The organism is Lacinutrix sp. YIN62 (assembly GCF_057219185.1).
Genome location: NZ_JBXVVH010000090.1, coordinates 1 through 567 on the forward strand (window position 1 = coordinate 1; position 567 = coordinate 567).

A 567-nucleotide genomic window follows, 5' to 3' on the forward strand; every position below is an offset into this window, starting at 1 on the left:
TTGGCATTATTACAATATGTAATTCTTTCCTTGATTACTTAATTTTTGCTCAATGTTATATTTTTCTTTTTAGAGTCATAACTACGCCCTTGTTTAGCTGCTTCTTTTCCTCCTACAGTAAATTCATCAACGTGAACCAACTCGGATAGAGGATATTTTTGACTACTCTTCATTGTTTTTCTAACTTTTTGCATAAAATACCAAGCTGTTCCTTGACGAATATTAAAAGACTTACCTATTTGAATACTCGATACTCTTTTAGTATTGGTTGGCGATGGATGATTATAACTATAAAATACCATACGATATTTTAGGAAAAATACCACCAGTAAAATGCGTCAAGGCTAGAACTAGAGAAAATGAAAACAAAATAAAAAATGTGTTTTTGTAAAGGCTAGCCCCGTTACAAGTAAGTATAAAAAAATACGTAGTTCTACGTATTTTTAATAGGTAAAAGATTTCCTACTTTTGCAGCGAATCTAAAAATAAATCCCTAATTTGAAACAGCTGTAAATTTTGCTGAACAAACTTAAACAACTAACCAAAACTATAATTTTACTCTTTGTA

General features: G+C 29.8%; 1 pseudogene. It reads right to left on the minus strand.

Going from position 1 to position 567, the window contains the following annotated elements:
* Nucleotides 1-47: 47 nt before the first annotated feature.
* Nucleotides 48-269 (minus strand): annotated as a pseudogene (locus AC2D8I_RS16330) (IS1595 family transposase); the annotation flags it as partial.
* Nucleotides 270-567 lie beyond the last annotated feature (298 nt).